This is a genomic window from Kouleothrix sp. 19917, assembly GCF_057073505.1.
The window spans coordinates 7691086-7707349 of the sequence record NZ_CP097099.1 but is presented as its reverse complement, the minus strand read 5'-3'; the positions used below and the strand labels follow the sequence as shown (position 1 = coordinate 7707349).

General features: G+C 65.3%; 12 protein-coding genes. 11 read left to right on the top strand and 1 reads right to left on the bottom strand.

Annotated features, from left to right (window positions below):
- The 11 genes from M1P90_RS30950 to M1P90_RS30900 all read left to right on the top strand — a co-directional run bounded on the left by M1P90_RS30950 (nt 1) and on the right by M1P90_RS30900 (nt 13821).
- A complete protein-coding gene (locus tag M1P90_RS30950; protein WP_483699607.1) occupies nt 1-951 on the top strand; it encodes a type II secretion system F family protein in 951 nt (316 codons plus the stop codon).
- Nucleotides 952-961: 10 nt separating this feature from the next.
- Complete coding sequence (locus M1P90_RS30945) at nt 962-1762, top strand: hypothetical protein (RefSeq protein WP_483699606.1); 801 nt, start codon at nt 962-964, stop codon at nt 1760-1762.
- Between the two features lie 19 nt (nt 1763-1781).
- Nucleotides 1782-2513 carry a hypothetical protein gene (locus tag M1P90_RS30940; protein WP_483699605.1) on the top strand — a complete coding sequence of 244 codons (732 nt, stop codon included), beginning with the start codon at nt 1782-1784 and terminating at the stop codon, nt 2511-2513.
- An 11-nt stretch (nt 2514-2524) separates the two neighbouring features.
- Nucleotides 2525-4843, top strand: coding sequence for a hypothetical protein (locus tag M1P90_RS30935; RefSeq protein ID WP_483699604.1), 2319 nt, complete (start codon nt 2525-2527; stop codon nt 4841-4843).
- Nucleotides 4843-7725, top strand: coding sequence for a M23 family metallopeptidase (locus tag M1P90_RS30930; protein WP_483699603.1), 2883 nt, complete (start codon nt 4843-4845; stop codon nt 7723-7725). The genes M1P90_RS30935 and M1P90_RS30930 overlap by 1 nt, the downstream gene beginning before the upstream one ends.
- A gap of 58 nt (nt 7726-7783) precedes the next feature.
- A complete protein-coding gene (locus tag M1P90_RS30925) occupies nt 7784-8080 on the top strand; it encodes a hypothetical protein (RefSeq protein WP_483699602.1) in 297 nt (98 codons plus the stop codon).
- Nucleotides 8081-8098: 18 nt separating this feature from the next.
- Nucleotides 8099-8455, top strand: coding sequence for a hypothetical protein (locus M1P90_RS30920; protein ID WP_483699601.1), 357 nt, complete (start codon nt 8099-8101; stop codon nt 8453-8455).
- 85 nt (nt 8456-8540) lie between these two features.
- Complete coding sequence (locus tag M1P90_RS30915; protein WP_483699600.1) at nt 8541-9224, top strand: hypothetical protein; 684 nt, start codon at nt 8541-8543, stop codon at nt 9222-9224.
- A gap of 10 nt (nt 9225-9234) precedes the next feature.
- Nucleotides 9235-11085, top strand: coding sequence for a VirB4 family type IV secretion system protein (locus tag M1P90_RS30910; RefSeq protein WP_483699599.1), 1851 nt, complete (start codon nt 9235-9237; stop codon nt 11083-11085).
- Between the two features lie 422 nt (nt 11086-11507).
- Nucleotides 11508-12932, top strand: a complete 1425-nt coding sequence (locus M1P90_RS30905; RefSeq protein WP_483699598.1) for an ATP-binding protein — start codon at nt 11508-11510, stop codon at nt 12930-12932.
- Nucleotides 12933-13290: 358 nt separating this feature from the next.
- Nucleotides 13291-13821 carry a Uma2 family endonuclease gene (locus tag M1P90_RS30900; RefSeq protein ID WP_483699597.1) on the top strand — a complete coding sequence of 177 codons (531 nt, stop codon included), beginning with the start codon at nt 13291-13293 and terminating at the stop codon, nt 13819-13821.
- Here the strand turns inward: M1P90_RS30900 and M1P90_RS30895 are convergent.
- Nucleotides 13781-16195, bottom strand: coding sequence for a DNA polymerase III subunit alpha (locus tag M1P90_RS30895; RefSeq protein WP_483699596.1), 2415 nt, complete (start codon nt 16193-16195; stop codon nt 13781-13783). The genes M1P90_RS30900 and M1P90_RS30895 overlap by 41 nt on opposite strands.
- Between the last annotated feature and the right edge of the window lie 69 nt (nt 16196-16264).

Here is a 16264-nt window from a genome sequence, read left to right as displayed (position 1 = left end):
GTGAACACGACCGCTCTGACTGACTCGCCCTTCACACATCCGGAGAGTGCCTGGATCGCGACGGCAGTGCCGCTCTGGCTCGCGATGGGGACGATTTTGCTGTTTGCGTTGCTGCTGCGGGGCAAGCTACGCGCCAGCCTGCACCTGTTTCTCCATCGGCGCGCCGCGCGCGGGCGCAGCAGTGTGATCGAGGCCACGCTGCTCTGGACACCGCCGATCATCAGCGAGCAGCGCCTGCTGGCGGTGTGCCTGGCTGCTGTTCTGACCGTGCTCGTCGTGCTGAGCAAGGTGACTCCACTGTTCGTCGCGCTGCTCCTGTCCGGACCGGCCACAGCGCTGCTGATCTGGCTGCTGCTGTGGATGCAGGAACAGCGCTATGTGGCCGCGCTCGACCGCGCGCTGCCGGCAGCCGTCGGACGGCTTGGCGCGCAGCTGCGCAGCGGCAGCGGCATCCAGCCGGCGCTCGAAAAGGTCGTCGTGGATATGCCCGATAGCCCGCTGAAGGCCGAGTGGACATACATCATCAGGCACATCGGCACCCCCCTCGACAGCAGCATGCTGGCGACGCCGCAGCAGGTTGTCGCCGCGCTGCTCGCGCAGACGCCCAGTCGCCGTCACGCGGCGCTGCTCGGGCATATGGACGTCGCGCTTGGTCAGACGCACGATGTACTGATCCGACGCATGCAGGCCGCCTACACGGCCATGCACGCCGCCGAGCAGCGCCGCAGCCAGGCCGCGACCGAGCTGTCGCAGATGCGCTACAGCGGGATCGCGATCGGTCTGGCTGGTATCAGCATGGCGGCCTACCTTGCGCTGACCCAGTGGACGCGCGTCACGCTGGCGTATCAGGGGCCGCTAGGGTTGGCGGTCGGCCTGGTGGTTGGCACGGCGCTGATCGCCCCGTTTATTGGCGGCTTTCTGCTCGCGCGGGCCGACGATCTTGATTACTAGAGGACCTTCGATGCCTGATTTTCTGCTGACTCCCGGCGCGCCATTCGCCGGCGTCGCCCTCGCAGGCGTGCTGCTCGCTGCACTTGGCTTAATGCAATTAGAGCGCGCGCGGATTGCGCTTGCGGGCGTGCGCACGCTACCGACAACCTGGGGCTTGCGCGGCCGCTTCGTGCTTGGCCAGGCTGCGGCGATCCCGCTCGCGGCGATGCCGCTCGTGCTTGCGCTCAGTGGTGGCGCAGGAGAGGGTAACCGCACCCTGTTGCTTTCCGCCGGGCTCGGGCTGTACCTCTATGTCGGTGTGATCATTCCCCGCAAACCGATCGTGCAGGCACAAAAGCAGCGCAGGCGACTGCGGTTGCTGACCCCCGGCTTCGTCAGCTACGTGCGCGTGGCGCTGGCCGGCTACGACCCGCCGGCGACGCTGCTGGAGCGCTATGCCGTCCGCCCCGCCAAGCGGATCTTATCGATGCAGCAGCTCGTGGCTGAGGCGCTCGCTGTGATGAACGAGCGGCGGCTGCGACCATTCGAGGCGCTGCGGCACATTGCCCGCGCGCGCGGCTGTCAGGAGCTGACTGATGTATGCGAGGCGCTCGCGCAGGCGGAGAGCGAGGGCAGCGATGTGCAGCAGGTTCTGGCCGCTCACGAGGCCACGCTGGACGCCCTGCTGCGCGACGAGTTCACGCGCATGCTCAAGCGTCGCACGATGTACCTGCTTGGCCTGGTGGCGATCAGCCTGGTCGTCGGCATTCTGGGCAACCTCCTGTTTGTGATGACTGGCGGCGGCAGCGCGCTGGCACATATCGGCGGCTAGCACGGGAGCATCGAGCCACATGGCACATCCAGATCGAGCGCGCCGGATCCTTCGCCGCCCGCGGCGTCGCCGCGCCCTGGCTGCCGCGGGCAAGCAGCACGCGCAGCCGGCAGTCAGCCTTGAGCGCGTTATGATGCTCCCAGCGATGGATCGCATGCTCGGGCGAGCAGTCTCTCACCCGCGCCTGCTGCAGTGGCTCGGGGCGCTGATCGGGCTGCTAATCATTGGGCTCGCGTTGCGACCATTCCTCATATCGAGCGCAGGCAGTGCCAGCACAGCAGGGCCGGCTCAGGTGAGTGGCAGCGCCGTGGTGCAGCTCAGCACGTTGGACGAGGACACGGATCGGCGCGGAGCCAATGCTGAACAATCCGATCTGGTGGCCGTCGTTGCCGCCTACAACCAGGCCAGCATCACGGCGGCACTGCTCGGTCGGGCCGATGTCATGGCGCCCTACCTAGCCCCCGATGGCACCGCCTGGGCTGAGGTTCAGGCTGAGTTTGCGCGCCGCGCGACTCGCGCAGAGACCCACGAGCCGACACTCACACGCTGGGGCGTGCTGCAAGTGGCCGCCACAGGCGACACCGCACGTGTCGAGACGCAGGAGCAGTGGGACGACATCACCAGCGTTGCTGGCCAGGTGATCAGCAGCCGGCGCGGCATCCTGATGCATACCACCTACGAGCTGCACCGCGCCGCGACAGGCAAGCGCTGGCAGATCACGACGGTGGCCAGCGTAAGCGTGATTGGTTGAGGATGCGAGCCGTGCAATTCAGCAAGACATTCCAGTCCAGAATCGGCTATACCGTTGGCCTCGCGCTCCTGGCGCTCATCCTCGGCCTGGCGCTAACGCCTGTTATAGCCTTGGCCGACGCGCCAGGCACGCGCGGGCCGCAGCCGCAGAACCAGGGAGGCGTGGGAAACGCACCAACGTCGCCTGGCAGGAGCACCACTGGCACGCCTTGGAGTGGCGTGCGCGAGCTGCCGCCGGCTGCCTTCGTGCGTGGATCGAGTGCCACGCCGCTTCCGGCACTGCAAGGCGGCCAGGATAGCGGTCCGATCACATGGCTTGGGCGCGACCTCAACCCCGGCAACTGGATTCTGGACGCCGGCATGGGCATCTTTGCTGGGATCGTCAAGATGTTTGGCGGCATGGCGCAGAAGGCGGCTACGGCATTTCTGGGAACGGCCTCGGTCTTGCCCACTGGCTGCGACAATGCCGCGACCAACTTTGTGTTCTGCACGCCCGGCAGTCTGACCTATGACCATCCCGGCGTGCGCGCAATCTGGGCGGTTCTCAATAGTATCGCGGCAGGCCTGGTCACGATCCTGTTTACCGTCCGGCTCGGGCACATGATCGTCGAGGGGCCGCGCGCACTGGCCGCCGAGGGCAAAGGGCTGCTGCTCACCTTCATGGTCTCGCTCAGCTTCATTCAGGCCACCGGCCCGATCTGCAAGCTGCTGATCGACTTTTTCAATGGGCTGAGCAACCTGCTGCTCGCCCGCGCGTCGCTCTCATTTCCGAGTCAGGATGTCGGCGATTTGAACATTGGCTCAAACATCCTGTTCCTCACACTCTGGGTAATCATTCTGCTGCTCATTCTGAAGAGCTTTGCGCGGCTGGTGCAGATCATCATCCTGCTGGCGATGGCGCCGATCGCCGGCGCGCTGCTGATGGACCGTGCAACCAGCGCGCGCTTTCGCAGCTGGTTTGAGAAGCTGATCGAGCTGCTGCTTGCCCAGATCAACCTGGTGATTATCTTCATCGTCATCAGCGCGATATTGCAGCCCTATCAGGGCCAGGCCGCTGGCGACGCATTTGTCGGCTTCGTGCTGTCGATTGTGATGATGGGCACGGCGCTCTCAGGAAAATCCGTCATCGGCATCGCGGCGTCGGCGATCGGCGGTGGCGGTGGCGGAATGCTGGCGTTCCTGCGCTACCAGGTCGCCGGTAGCGCGCTGCGCGGTATGGCTGGCCAGCGCGGAGCAACGGCAGCGCGCGCTGCCCACCCGCCTGCTGGATCTGCTGGTCCGAGCGAACGCACGGCGAGCGCCGCATCCCCAGCCCAGGACCAGCAAGCGCGCAGCGGAGCCACGGGCGACCCGGCCCACAGCGCCGCCGCGCAGCGTCAGGGTGCACCGCCTGAATCGTTTCGCGTGAGCGATACCCCATCCAATTGGGCCAGCGAGCGCGCGAGCGCGCGGTATACGGCCGCAGCGAGCAGTGATGGAGGTGCCTCTCGCCCGAACGCACGTCCAGAGCAGGCGCGCAGGCGCGCGACGCTGATGCGTCAGCGGGCCGGCGAGCTGCGCGCGCAGGGCGACACGAGCAGCGCCGATGCGCTGAGCCGCAAGGCCCGCCTGCACGATCGCTTCGCACGCGGCGGCACTATCGCGCGGCCCTCGCGCTTCAGCGACGCCGAGCGGGCGCGGCGGCGCGACACGCACCGGGCAGCGCTGGCCGAGGTCAGCGGCCTGCACGCGCTGGAGCGTGATGGCCTCACGCAGCAGATCGGGGCCGACGAGCAGCGCCTGCCGATCGTCACGCGCGAGCTCGCCATGCGTGAAGCGACCGGCGGCGACCCGTCCGCGCTGCATGACGAGCATCGGCAGCTCGAACGGCGCCTCACGACGAGCCGGGCGCGGCTGCAGGTGCTGACAGCGGGCGAAGGCCAGCAGCACCCGTCGGCGACGCGCGCGGCAGCCGCCGCGCTCGCCAACGAGCGGCTGCCGCAGTCGCTGCGCGCCGCGCCCTACGCATTGCGTCACGGCACTGACTCGGCTAGCCCATTTGTCCGGCGCATCGCCGGCGCGCCGACACAGGACGCCCGCAATGAGCTGGCGCGCTCGCGCGCCGTCGCGGTGAGGGTCGCGCAGACACCTGCTGAGCAGCGCCCGCCGCTCGTGCAGCCAGGACAGCGCGGGACGAGGAGAGTCTACCGCCGAGCAGCGACGGAACGCCCAGTGCAGACGATAGCGAGCACGACTCAGCCCGACGCGACAGCATCGCCCTCGCGCGCTCGCTCCCAGACGATTGCCATGCTGCGCGCGCGTCGCCGGCAGGCGGATACCGAGAGCGACTGATGGACGGGGATGAGCAGGGGCAGCCATCGGTTGCCGAGCGCGCCGCCCAGCAGGCTATCGAGCACACCGCCCGGCAGGTTGCAAGGCAGGCGCTCACCAAGCTCGGCGCTGCGCTCGGCGTCAAGGGCGCGGCGGTTGTCGCGGCGGCAATTACCGTGGTCGCACTAGTCGTGCTGCTGGTTGCCGTGATTGGTGCGGCGTTTCAGTCGTCGACCGCAGTGTGGCCGGTATCGGTTGCGACTGATGCGGCCGGCACCTATCAGGCCAGCGGCTGGACGATTAGCAGCCGCTTTGGCTGGCGCGACGCGCCGCACGGCGGCAGCGAATTTCACGACGGTCTTGATCTGGCCAACCCAACCGGGATGTGCCCGTTTGGCTACCACTGCGGCGCGCCGTCGATGTTCGACGGCACCGTGCAGTATGTCGGCTGGGATGCGGCTGCAAGTGGTGACCCGTCCAAGACGGGCGGCGGTGAGATTGTGACGGTGGCGAATGGCGCGCAGGATCACCAGACAATCTACGCGCACCTGGAGCCGTACCGGCTGTATGTGCAGCTCCAGGGACGGATTGACGACGACTATGGGCGCTATGACGCGTATGCGCGCTATCAGCCGATCGGCCGCGGCCCGCTCACGCCCGACCTGACGAATGGTGGCATTGAGATGATGTGCTTGAACGACATGCCAAATTTTATTCCAACGCGCAGCGACCCTGGAACGGTCGTATTTCTCTACGATCGACCCGCGACCTGCACGACGACGGTGGTCTGGGGTCAGCGCGGCGGCGGCTGGCGCGGCTGGATTGCCGATCAGCCGGTGGCGCGCGCCGGCGATCCACAGCGCGCCGAGCTGCGCTGGCAGACTCCAATCGAGGTCGGACAGCGCGCGCAGGATATCGCGCTGCGCTTTCGCGCGCATCTGGTGCCACCGCCACCGCCAATCACAGCGACGGCCACGCTCACGCCCCTGAGCGTCGCGCCAGCGCAGGTCGCGGCGCCCGGTGATCTGCGCGCTGTGGCTCCATTTGCAACGTCAGCGATAGCAGCGCTTGATGGCCACACTGGGCGGCCACGATTGTGTGCGGCACTCGCCGGAGGCTGGACGCGCTGCGCATGGAACCTCAGCGACATCCCGACCGAGCGCGAGCGTTTCGCCAGCATGCCCGATCCATGGGTCGCAGCCGCCGCACCGCCCCAAACCACTAGCGGCGACGGAGCGGTGCAGAACGACGGCACCGGCGATACGGTTCAACTGACGCCAAGCGTAACACCCAACCCAACATCCCAGCGCTCAGATGCGCCGCTCGGTCAAGGCGGCGTAGTCCGCCAGAGCGCTCCAACGCCAGCGGCACGGCAGATGACGGCGACACTCATACCACCAACCGTCGACGCTGGCGGAAGCAGCGTGCTGCGTGTGGCGATCACTGGCGGCCCGCCAGCACGCACCGCCTCCATTATTATCAGCATGGCGCAGCGCGACGCACAGCGGCTGACGCTCACTCTGCCACCCGAGTGTTTTGGCACAGCTGGCCTGATCAGCTGCGCGGTGCGTACGCCCGCGCAGCTCCACATCCCACTGCGCGTGAGCGCCGCGTTTGGCGACCCGACGCTCAATCTGACAATCGTCGTGCCGCCAGACGGCGATGCGCCGGAGCTGCGACACACGCTCGCCCTGCACGTGGCACAGGGCACGCCAACACCGGTCGTGGCGACTGCAACGCCGAACCCGACTGACACGCCGGCGCAGCCTGGTGGCCCTGGCCACAGCGAGCCAGACTGCGCGCCGCAGACGCTGGTGCGCCTGCCGAACGTGACCGCGCCAAATCCGCGCCTGAGCGCGCCGGCAGCGGCAAGCTTCGCCATGGTGCGCGCTGAGATTGCGGAGCGCAGCGGCGTGGACGCCTTGGCGGTCCTGGCCGATGCACTGCGCGCGCCATCATTCACGACCAGCAAAGCCGGTGTGCTCCAGACCTCCTGGCACAAGGCTGGCCGGGCCGTGGACGTGAATCAGCGTGGCCCGTTCGTGCGCGTGGCTGAGGGGCGCAGGTTCCGGCTCTATGTGAACAACGTGGATATCACGGCCATCTTTGAGGCGCACGGCTGGCAGCGCATCCCGGTTCAGGGCGACACCGCCGAGTGGTGGCACTACGAGTGGCATCCCGACAGCGTTGCCTGGACCAGCGCGATGCTCCAGGTCTGGGATGTGCCGACCCTCCAGGCCGCGTTTCCTGATATCGCGTGGGCCACGCTCGGCTGCGCGGGCGGCTCGAACCAGGGGAGCGAGCCGCGTACTCCGCAGCAGGCCGAGCAACTGTGTGTCGTCGAAGCGCCGCGCTTTGGCAGCCCAGTGGAGACACTCGCGGGCTGTGGTCCGCCCGTGCGCGCCGGCGACCGGGTGTATCAGCTTGACTCGACCCTTGGCTTTGTTGGGTTGAGCGGCCGGACGACTGGCCCGCATCTGCACCTTGGGATGCAGGTCAAGCGCTACGACGGCAGCTGGCCGTTCATTGATATCTGCACGCCGGAGTGGCTGCAGGGACGCACACCGCCGGCTGATGCCAGCTGCTTGACCGACATGGCTGACCCGCTGGCGTTTCTCCCACGGGCTCCGGGTAATGCCGGCCAGGCCGGCGGGGCGGTGCCTGCCGTAAAATCGCCGGTCAACCAACGCCGTGGCAGCACGCCGACGCCGATCATTCCCGAGGGCGCGCCGTATCAGTTGCCCCCACCAGGCTACCCAAACGCGCTTGTGTTCACGCCTATTCCAAACGCCACGCCGGCTGGCCAGTACTGGTCGCCATATGCTGATGGCGGCCGCTACGGCGGCGGCAGCGTTGGGGCCTGGTTCTGCTCACTCTGGAGCGGCTGGCCCTGGTGTTCGTAGGCCATTGCTGCCGTGCTCACCTCGCTTGTTTCATCAAATGCTATCAAAGGAGAATCCAATGGTCCACCAACTTTGCACGTGTGTCCTGCTGCGGTCCGGTGATCTCACGTTGGCAGTGCTGTCCTCACCACCACCACTGGACCCAACTAATCTGCTCACGGACATCTTCAAATGGCTGGTCAAAATTCTGGCGGCGGTCGGTACGATCTACTTTGTGATCGATTTGTTTAAGCACATTGCCACGTCGCCGCGCGACCTTGGCGCGGCGGGCAAAGATGCGCTGATCATGGTCGTGCTGCTCGCCGTCGCCGCCAAGGCTGACCTACTGGTGAAGTGGGCGCAGACAGCCCTCTAGTGCGCAGGAGAAAACCGCATGCTGAGCGCGCCCGTTCCACGCAATCTGCGCGTGCGGTCGTCCATCCAGATTGCCAGCGCGCGTGTTCCCGCGCGCGCCTTTGTGGTCACCGCCGGGCTGATCTTCATTGGGGGGCTGATGATCGTCGCCGGAGCCGATATGATGCGGACGGTCAAGCTGACTGGCGTCCTGATTGTCATCGGGCTGCTCGTGTTTGAGCTGCGGTGCTGGGGGCGCTCGACCACCGAGCTGACCCGGCTTCTGCTTCGCCATGCGTGGCGCCGCCATCGCTTGCGGCTTGAGCCACGAAGCATCGTGCTGCCACCGGAGACGAGCTCCTTGCCCACGCTGCGCCGGCCGCGCTGGCAAACGTGACTGGGGCGGGCAGACCGGGATTGCGGGAGCGTATTTTCGGATTTCTGATCGCACATCGCCTGTTGCAATGCTCTCGGAGAGAACCATGGATGAGCTTCGGAAGATGTTCCCGTCCCAGATCGTGCGCGGCGCACTGCTGCGGCCCGACGGTGTCGCGGTAGGGTTGGTGAGTGGCGGCGCGCCGCCTTGGGATCTGCTGTCGCGCGCGGCACGCGGTCAGGCTGGCAGCGAGTACCACGGGCTGCTGCTGTCGCTGGACGCCCCAATCGACCTTTATGTGGTCGACCAACCGCCCGATCTGGCTGGCGAGATTGCGAGCTTGCTCAGCCGCCGGGACGACAGCGATACGCCCGTGCTTGCGGGGGTACGCGGCGCGATCGCTGACTATCTGACCGAGCTTGCCGCGCAAAGCGGTAGCCGCGCCAAGGAGGTGATTTGGGCGATCACAGTCACGAGCGGCGTAGAAGCGCGCGGAGCGAGCAGCCTGGACATTCTACGCTTGCTCGGCCACCGTCCTGGGGCAAAGATGGTCACAGGCAGCACCTTTGCCAGTTCAGCGCTCTCGCACGCAGTTGAGCAGGCGCGTCGCCTGGCCGACGCGCTCAGCCAACTCGGCGGCACGCCGGCAGCGCGGCTGATGGAAGCCGAGGAGATCGCGCGCCTGCTCTACCGTCTTGCCGATCCTGTGCGCGCCCAGCGCTATCCATTGGCCGGGACCGTACTCGAACGCGTACGGCGAGTCGTGACCCCTAGCAGGCTAAAACAATGAGGATAATCCTATGGCACTCCGAGATGCGCTTCAAAAGCCGATCATCTCCACCATCGGCACCGCACGAGCAGGCACCCGTATACAGCTTGGCGCGACGACGCTGGCGGAGCTTCTCGCTCCAGATGGCGTCGATCGCCGGTCGCACCACATGATTCAGGTTGGCGACAGCTATTTGACGACGCTGGAGCTGCGCGGCTTTCCGCCCGTGCTGCCACTGGCCTGGCTGAACGACGCGGGCCTTGGGCTTGATGCGCCTGGAATTACGGTTCACCAGCACATTGTCCCAGTCCCTGACGCACTGGCGCGCCGTGTGCTGGCCAGAAGCGAGGACGCTGCGCTCGGCACGCTCGCAGGCGATCTGCAGGCCGGCACGAATTTGGACCTGGATGCCGAGCAGGGCATGGAGGCGGCGGCGACGCTCCGACGCGACCTGGTGGCTGGGGCGGATCGGCTGTTCCAGTATGCCGTGACGATCACCATTGCGGCACCCGATCGTGCCGGCCTGGCCGAGCGTGTCGACGCAGTGCGCCTGGCGGCTGCGCAGCAGGGCATTGTGCTGAGTGTGGTTCAGTTTCAGCAGTGGGAAGGCTATAGGCAGTCGCTGCCGCTGGGGTATACGGAGCCGGGGCTGCTGCACGATACCAGCGGGCAGGCAGCCGCTATGGGCATGCCGACCGCCGCAACGGGCCTGACGCGGCGCAGCGGCGGACAGCCAATCGTGTGGGGTGAAGAACCGCGAACCGGTGCGCCGATTCTCTGGGATCGCTGGACCGCGACCAACCCACACGCCCTGATTATCGCCGAGTCAGGCAGTGGCAAGACCTATGCAATGAGCGGGCTGATGGCGCAGGAGCTGGCGCTGGGAGAAGATGCGCTGCTGATTCTTGACCCAAAGTTTCAGGAGTATCGTCGGCTGGTGCGTGCGCTCGGCGGTGCGTATATTTCCCTCTCCGGCAGAAGCGGCTACCATATCAACCCACTCGAGCTGCCAAAGCTGACGCCCGAGCGCGCCCAGGTCGTCACAATGCTCGAAGAAGATCTGCTTGGGCAGCGCATCAGCGTAGTCAAGGCGCTGATCGTCCGTGAGCTCAAGGCCATGGGCACACAGGTCGACGCGGTTGGCATGGCCCAGATCGAGGCTGCCATCGCCGCAGCCTATGACCTGCGCGGCATCACCAGCGACCCGCGCACCTTTAGTAGCGTCATGCCAACCTTTTCCGATGTGCAAGCGCAACTGAGTGAGGTCAACGAGAACCTGGCACGCGCACTGACACTGTTCACGCACGGCACGGTCGGCAATGTGTTCAACCATCCGTCGAATATCCCAACGGACAATCCGCTCCTGGCACTTGACCTCTCAGCGCTGCTGCGCTCCAACGATGAGGTCCTGGAACGGCTGATACCCGTGATTGTGATGGACTTCTTTGTAAGCGTCGCAATCAATCGCCCAACGGGGCGGCGGGCACATCTTGTGCTCGACGAGGCGCACGCATTGTTGCATTCCGAGGCCGGCGCGCGAACCATGCAGACGATCTTTCGGATCGGCCGCTCGCTGCAGTTCAAGGCCACAGTGATCACGCAGAGCCTGGATGACCTTGATGGCAGCGATCAGACCCGCGTGCTGCTGGAGAACGCCAGAACCAAGCTCATCCTTGGGCTCAACCGGGACTCAGATGCGGTCACCCGCGCAGCTGCCATTCTTGAGTTAAACGAGCAGGAGACCGCCTACCTGGCATCGTGCCGCATGGTGAAAGGTGTTGGCTCAACCGCGCTTCTGCTGGCCGATGGCGAGCGCACCCCGCTCATGATTCCGCGCTGGCCGGAGCCGATTGATCGGATTGTGGCGGGTGCAGCAGAGTAGGTGCTGTACGGCAACCGGAAAGTAGTGGTCGAGAAGTTGCAGCACGTGGCACCAGGAAGATAGGAGATACCCTGCTTCGCCGGCACCAATTGACCGTCTCTGGACAGAACGCCGCCGCATGCGCCTGATCGCTGTGCGGTGTATTGGTGTTGACCCTGTGGTCACCCCGGCCGCCTGGCGATGCTTCAGGCACGGACACACCAACCACCACGTGCAACCTTATCGGCATCGGTAATGCACTGTGATACACAAGCGGCCCAGTGTGCAACGTTCAAGCTGAAGTGTTCCTATCGCCAAACATTTGACCTGCGAAACCAATTCGATTGTTCGGCGATTGCGAATACCGTGCCCAGCGATCTTACCCAAAAGAGACATCGCTAGAGTATAATACTCTAGCGATGTCTTTCCATATGAGGTCTCCTATGTTTCTTGACCGAACCGACGAATTGGCACTGCTTGGACAGCTGTTGGAACGCGAGCGCGGCGGTGAGCTGCTGCTCTTGTACGGGAGACGCCGCGTCGGCAAGACCGCGTTGCTTCGCCATTGGGTCAGCCAAAACACGCTTCCCTGGACCTATTGGATGGCGCAGAAGGAACCTGCCGAGCTCCAGCGCCGCAAGCTCTACGCGGCGCTGCGAGGTCGAGCTGCGAGCACCACGACACCAACCTTTGCGAGCTGGTCAGAGCTCTGGGATGATACGGCTGAGCTTATTCGTAACGATCGACGTATTGTGGTGCTTGATGAGCTGCCGTGGGCGATCGAGGCCGATGGCGCCATGCTCTCGGCACTCCAGTATGCCTGGGACATCCACTTCCAGCACTCCAATCTCATTCTCGTCCTGTGCGGGTCGCAGATTCGCACCATGGAAACCATCCTCAGCCAGCAGACGCCGCTGTTCGGCCGGCTCACCGCGCAATACCGCTTGCAACCGTTTCCGTTCGCGATCCTCCGTCAGTTCTTCCCCGCGTGGAGTGCCGAAGCGCAGATTGCGGTCTACGCAATGGTCGGTGGGGTTGCGGCGTACCTGTCCTGGTTCGATGCCAATCGCTCGCTGAGCGACAACATTCGCGAGTCCATCCTGGCGCCATCGAGCGTGGCGCTCTCAGAGATTGAGCTGCTACTCTCCGACGAGGTTCGCGATATCCGCACGTATCTGACCGTCCTGAATGCGATCGGCGAAGGCGCCCATGCGCTCAAAGACATCGCAAACGCGACGCTGACGGCCTCCACGAATCTCACCAAGTATCTTGGTATTTTGCAAGAGCTCCGCCTCGTCGAGCGCCGGGTGCCAGCCACGGTACCTCCCGCGCTCCAGCACCGCTCGAAACAGGGCCGCTATCACCTGACCGATCCATTTCACCGCTTCTATTTCCGCTTTCTGCGACCGCGTGAAGCCGAGATCGCCTACCAGCCCGACAGCGTGCTCGCCGAGATCCAAAGTGGGCTCCGTGCGTTTGTCGGCCAGACCGCCTGGGAGGAAGTAGCACGCACCTGGGTATTTCATCAGGGGATGCGGGGCGGCGTATCATTCAAGCCGGAGGCGATCGGAAGCCACTGGAGCCGTGGCGTGCAAGCGGATGTGGTGGCCGTCAACTGGCGCGAGCGCGTGATATTGGTTGGCGAATGCAAGTGGGGCACTGATCAGGTCAGCCGCCAGGTTGTTCGGCAGCTGCTCGGCCATACCGTACCGAAAACAATCGCTGCGCTTCCTGATCAAGGAGAAGGGTGGCGCGCAATTCCGGCGTTGTTCGCGCGCACTGGTGCCACTGCCCAAGCGCAGGCTCTGCTCCGCGAGCACAACGGAGTGCTTGTTGATCTACCAACACTCTACGATGACCTCGGCTAACGTTCCGACAAACCGAGAGCAACTGCACCCAGTGTCCCGTCCAGGTAGGTTTCGGCCTGTCCTGAGCTTGTCGAAGGCCGCAGTTCGAAGGAGGGGCTCCTTCTTGTCCGCCGACTTCTGTTGCGACCTATTGCACAGGCTGGGTGGGCTCAAACTTTTGCGAAGCTCGTATGGCAATTGCTTTAGGAAGCGGTGAACCGGAAAAGCGCTCATATGTGTGAAACTGTGCCTATGGCTCTGCTGCGCCAAATCATGCTTCGGCCGCAAAATTTTGAGTCCCACCCGCACAGGCCCCTCTCCCTCGCATCCATACTATACTCATCCCAACCGTTCGGCATCACGGTCAAGGAACATTGCTATGACATCCACTGCCACCAATATTGCCGCCGAGCTCGATCGCCTCACCTGCCAGGCTTCCAGCCTGATCAAGCTCGAAATCACCGGCGGCGTGCACACCTGGCAGCTTCTGCCAAGCCTGCGCCACCAGAAGCTCATTGATCGCATCCGCGCCAGCATTGCGCCGCTCGCTCAGGGCGGCGCGGGCGGCGGCTTTCATCTCTCCGATCCACGCCTGCTTTTTCCCGATGGTTCGTTCAAGCGCCCCAACATTGCTATCTTCTGTGCCGAGCCACCCGGCATCGACGAGGCCAGGGAGCAGGTGCCCGAAGCGGTAATCGAAATCGTCAGCCCCGGCTACGAAAAAAGACCTCAGCATCAATCCGCCCTGGTACCTCTCTATGGGCGTGCGCGATGTGTTCGTCGTCGAGCCGCGCCTGGGCGAGATTCGTCATTTCCGCATCCACCAGCGAACCTCCCTGTCCCGGCGGACCTGCGTGTCGGCGGCCGACCTACACTCCCAGCGGCCCCACCCGCTGCGCAATCACGTTGATGACATCCCCCTCGCGCTGCGCCACGCCCTCAACCAGCAGCACCCGCCCACCGTGCAGGTGCGCGCCGTCGCGCACCACCAGTCCCAGCGACACAATCACATTCGCCATGCCCCACTCGTCTTCCAGCGTCAGGAAGTGAAAGCCCTTCGCCGTCGGCGGCGCCTGGTGCACGACGCACAGCCCCGCCACCCGCACGCGCTGGCCATCGTCGGCTCCTTCCAGCGTCGCGCTGCTCAGCACGCCCTCGGCATCCAGCCAGGCGCGGGAGAACGCCATCACGTGCCCGCTCGCTGAAAGCCCCAGTGTGGCGATTTCGCCGGCAAACGCCTCCGCGCGTGTTTCCACCGGCAGATGCGGGTCGGCGTGCGGAATGGGCAGTTCCAGCTCATCGGCCGCATAGCGTAGCGTCCCTAGCTCCCACAGCAGTTGCCGCCGCGCCACGCCCCAGCCATCCAACGCCCCGCTCGCAATCACCTGCTCGATGAGCGTGCGTGGCAGCCGCGTCCGCCGGCACAGGTCAGCCAGGTTCGCATACGGCCGCGCTGCCACAATCCGCGCGAGCGCAGCCGCCCCCAGCCCGCGTACATACGCCAACCCCAGCCGAATCGCGCCATTCTCCAGGGTGCAGTGCTCGGCGCTCGCGTTGATATCCGGCCCCAGAATATGTACCCCGTGCCGTTTGGCATCGCCGATGAGCACCGATGGCGGCCAGAAGCCCATCGGCTGATGGTTCAGCAACGCGCAGAAAAATGCTGCCGGGTGATAGTGCTTCAGCCACGCGCTCTGGTACACAATCACCGCAAACGCCGCCGCGTGGCTCTTCGGAAAGGCATCGCCGCCAAACGCCCGCAGCTGCTCGAACACCGCTGCTGCCACGCCAGGTGGTACACGATTCCTCCCCGCCCCCTCTAGAAACGCCTCGCGCAGCGGCTCGACGCTCTGTGTGCTCCCCAGCGCCCGTCGCAGCTGCTCGCCCTGCCCCGCCGTCAAGCCGGCCAGGTCGCGCGCGACCTTCAGCACCTGCTCCTGAAACAGGATCACACCCAGTGTTTCTTCGAGCGCCGGCTGGAGCAGCGGGTGGGCATAGCGCACCGCTTCCAGTCCCTGCCGCCGCCGCAGGTACGGGTGTACCATATCGCCCTGTAGCGGCCCCGGTCGAATCAGCGAGATCGCCACAATCAGATCGGCCATACAGCGCGGTTTCAAGCGCGGCAGTACCTGCGCCTGCGCGCGGCTCTCGACCTGAAACACGCCAATCGTGTCCGCCCGCGCAATCATCGCGTAGACCTCGGGGTCGTCAAACCGCAGCCGATCCAAATCCGGCGCGTGGCCGCTCGTCTGCCCAATCAGCTCAACTGCCTCCGAGATCGCTGCCAGCATGCGCAACCCCAGAATATCGACCTTGACCAGCCCGGCATCTTCGAGCGCATCCTTGTTCCACTGCACGACTACGCGCCCTGGCATTGCCGCCGGCTCAATCGGCACGCGCTCGGCCAATGGCGCGCCGGTGATTACCATGCCGCCACTGTGCTGCCCGAGGTGGCGCGGTAGCCCGTCCAGCTGTTGGCACAACGCCGCTGCAAGCGCTGCCGTTCCACCAGCATCTGCCGTTCGATCGAGCGCCTGCTGGGCCTGGCCAAGCAGCACTGGTGGCAGATCGAGCGCGTGGGCGACCTCGCGCAGCGCGCTGGGCGCCCGAAAGGTGATATGCGTGCACGCCATCGCCGCGTGGTCGCGCCCATAGCGCTGATAGACATACTGGATCACTTCTTCGCGCCGGTCGGCCGCGACATCCAGATCAATATCCGGCAGTGCTGGCCGCTCGTCCGAGAGAAAGCGCTCAAACACCAGGTCGTGCTCGAGCGGGTCGATCGGCGAGATCGCCAGCAGGTAGGCAATCAGCGAGTTGGCTGCCGAGCCGCGCCCCTGGCAGCGGATGCCGTGCGTGCGCGCATAGCGCACAATGTCCCAGACAATCAGGAAGTAATTTGCCAGACCGGCACGCGCCACAATCGCGATCTCATACTGCAGCTGCCGGCACACGCGCTCCGAGGGCGCGCCATAGCGCCACGGCAGCGCCTGCCGACACAGCTCATGCAGGTAGTCCGCCACATCCAGGCCGGGCGGCGTTGGAAAGTTTGGCAGCTCTTGCAAGCCATAGTCGAGCGTGAACTGGCAGAGCTCGGCAATTCGCAGCGTGTTCGTCAACGCCTCGGGGTAGTGCCGAAACAGCGGGTACAGGCGTCCGCCGGTTTTGAGGTACGCTTCCGAGTTCGGCCGCCGCGCCGCGCCCAGGTGATCAAGCGGCGTGCGCGTACGAATCGCGGTGAGCACATCCTGCAGTGCCTGGCCATCGCGTCGCGCGTAGTGCACATTATTCGTCGCCACAGCCCCAGCCCCACGTGCTGCGCCAGCGACACCAGGTTCTCGCAGAGTGCGCTG